Here is a 2,728-nt window from a genome sequence, read left to right as displayed (position 1 = left end):
CGTCAACACATTGAAAGCCGCTTCGGCGCAGGCCGGCGAACAACAGGTCGACCTCGACGCACTGCAGCGCGACGCGACCGCCAAGCGACAGCAGCTCGAACTCTACCTGACCAACTACCGCGAAGCCGCTTCGCGCCAGGACCGCAACTATCTGCCGGTCGACGCCCGGATCGCCTCGAAGGCGTCGGTTCCCTCCGAGGCCTATTTCCCGAAGGTGGGGCCGATCGTCGGCGCGGCTTTCGCCGCATCGCTGCTGATCATGGCCATCGTGACGCTTCTGCGGGAGCTGTTCTCAGGCCGCGCGATGCGGCCGGCGAGCGGTTCCCGTTTCGAACGGATCGATGAGGTCGCGATGCCCCATGTGGCGCAGACGCCGGCCGCCAAGCCATTTGTCCGCCACGAGCCTGCCGTCTTCCAGGAACCCGTCATTCACCAGGAACTGCCTGAACCTGCGCATGAAGCCGATGCGGAGCCTTTTGCCGCTGCGATGCAGGCCATGGCCGAGGCGCCGGATGCGGTCGCAATGCCCGCTACGGCGGCGACAGAGCAAACGGTTGTCGAGCCCGAACCGGCGCGCTCCACCCTGGGCGAGATCGACATCGAAAGGGCTGCCGAAAAGCTGATCTCAAGCGGTGCGGCGCGCGCCATATTCGTCTCGCCGGAAGGCGACGAGGCGGCTGCATCGGCGATCCTGGTGGCGCGCGAAGTCGCCGACGCCGGGCTGCGCGTGCTGTTGCTGGACCTCACAGCGTCGGGGGCCGCCTCGCGGCCGATGCTGGACAGCGGACTTTTTCCCGGCATCACCAACCTGCTCGCTTCGGAAGCGCAGTTCAGTGACGTCATCCATGCCGATCTCTACTCGGACTGTCACGTCATTCCGGTCGGAACCGCCGATCCGGTCCGCGCCATGCGCGCTGCCGACCGGCTGCCGATCATTATGCAGTCGCTGACAACGGCTTATGATCTGGTCGTGGTCGAATGCGGACCAGCCGACGCGCAGGGCATCGGCCGTCTGACCGGCGACGCCACCGAGGTCTTTCTCTCCATGCTGGAGGCCGACGACGAGGTGACGCAGGCTGCCGTCAAGCTGATCGAGAACGGCTATCCCGACCTGACGCTGGTGACGCCGCTCGGCCACGAACCGCCCGGCAATCCGGTGCCGGGACGGCGCACTGCCGCCGCCTGAGAGAGCTGCGGATCGCCTGGCGGAGCCGTTCAGCGGTTCGCCCGATCTAGCCCAGTTCCAGGGTCGTTACGCCGAACACCCTTTGCAGGTCCAGTTCCGGGGCAGGCCCCTTGTACATGCGCGTGGTGGTGAAGGTCGGCGCAAAGCCGGCCGCATCGAGCGCAGTTATGAAACCGGTGTTATCGGCGGGGACGTCGATATGCAGCTCGCCGCCCTCACAGGCACCGGCCAGTCCCTCCAGGAGTTGCGAAGCGATTTCCATGTCGTCGGCAAACAGCGGGCCGATCTTGAAGCCGGATCGGCACCGGCGCACCACGCCAAAGCCGGTGACGCCGCGCGAACCGATTGCCGCCAACCCATGATGCGGTTCTTGCAGCCATCGCTTCAGAAAGGCGTCTCGGGGCGCCGGAAAGCAATGGGCGTCATAGGCGACGACATCGGACAGGAGTTGCGTTGTAATCATCCGCAACCCATCGGCCCTGGCCGTCGGGCCTGCCTTGCGCCCGGTGAAGCGGATGGTCTCGTAGGCCGGCGCGAAGCCCTTGCGCCGGTAATTGGCCTGCTGCTCGGCGACGCCGTCAAGGCCGACGGTCCGGCCTGCAAGCCTTTTCATGCCGGCGTCCCACACCGTCTTGCCGTAGCCCATGCCGCGCATGTCAGGCCGGGAGATGTAGAGGCCGATGAAGCCGAATTCGCTGCCATAGGCCACGGCCGAAATTGCCGCGACCATGTCGTCGCCGACAAAGGCGCCGATGAAGCCTTCGGGGTCCGCCGCCTGGAGCATCGCCGGGTCTTCAAGACCTGGGTTCCAGCCTTCCGCAGCTGCCCAGTCGACGAGAAGCGCCAGTTCCTGCAGGGACAGTGTGCGGATGATCGGCGTCATTGCGTTAGCTATCTTCTTCCGAGGGCGCCGCCTGGCCGGCGGCTTTGCGGCGCAGCACCTTGGTCAGCTTCCAGATCGTCGGGCTGTTCTTGACGAAGGCTTTCAGCCGCGCGCCTTGCCGAAGCGTCAGCGCCAGCATGCGGCCCTTCACGGTCAAGGGGACCAGCACTTCGAAATGCCGCGTTTCGATATCGCACCACAGCCGCTTGTAAGGCTCATCTCCTACCGAAAAGTCATACACCTCGAAACCGGTCTCGCAGGCTTCCTGGATGTTGTCGAAGAACAGGAAGTCGCCGGGGCTGGCGTGCCCGAGATCGTCCTCGGCGATCGCTCCGAATTCGCAGATCAGGCGTTTGCCCGAGCGGCTTGAACCGGTAATGGCGCGCAGCTTGCCGGCAACCTCGAGCCCGTGCAGCACGAAGGAAGGCTTGTCCTCGCTAAGTGCTTGCGAAAACAGCGCGCGGAAGAAGCCGCGCACCTGCGCGTCGCCGAAGACGTTGGCGATGCCCATCTTGCGGAAGCGGAGTTCCTTCATCTCGAAGAAGGCGTCGAGCAGCCTGTCGATCTCGTCCGGGGTGCGGGCCTCGATGCGCCGGTGGCTGCCGACGGTCTCGAATTTCCGGATCTGCGACCGGTGCTTCTTGCGTTTGCGTTTGCCA

At 65.2% G+C, this 2,728-nt stretch carries 2 protein-coding genes and 1 pseudogene; 1 reads left to right on the top strand and 2 read right to left on the bottom strand.

Annotated features, from left to right (window positions below; translation table 11 throughout):
• A pseudogene (locus tag ENZ75_RS27635) lies at positions 1 to 1,186 on the top strand (chain-length determining protein); the annotation flags it as partial.
• Between the two features lie 46 nt (positions 1,187 to 1,232).
• On the opposite strand, the gene ENZ75_RS27630 reads toward ENZ75_RS27635, so the two are convergent.
• Both ENZ75_RS27630 and ENZ75_RS27625 read right to left on the bottom strand, forming a co-directional pair.
• Positions 1,233 to 2,069 carry a GNAT family N-acetyltransferase gene (locus ENZ75_RS27630; protein WP_063167776.1) on the bottom strand — a complete coding sequence of 279 codons (837 nt, stop codon included), beginning with the start codon at positions 2,067 to 2,069 and terminating at the stop codon, positions 1,233 to 1,235.
• A 4-nt stretch (positions 2,070 to 2,073) separates the two neighbouring features.
• A partial coding sequence (locus ENZ75_RS27625; protein WP_128278464.1) for a GNAT family N-acetyltransferase occupies positions 2,074 to 2,728 on the bottom strand: 655 nt, incomplete at its 5' end.

Origin of the sequence: Mesorhizobium sp. M7A.F.Ca.CA.002.04.1.1, assembly GCF_004022805.1 — a bacterium.
GTDB lineage: Bacteria > Pseudomonadota > Alphaproteobacteria > Rhizobiales > Rhizobiaceae > Mesorhizobium > Mesorhizobium ciceri.
Note: the sequence above shows the minus strand (reverse complement) of the source record. Positions and strands in the feature narration are given on the sequence as shown.

Excerpts from the sequence above, each read along its gene's own strand:
- ENZ75_RS27630 (WP_063167776.1), bottom strand. The coding sequence starts at position 2,069 with ATGACGCCGATCATCCGCACACTGTCCCTGCAGGAACTGGCGCTTCTC.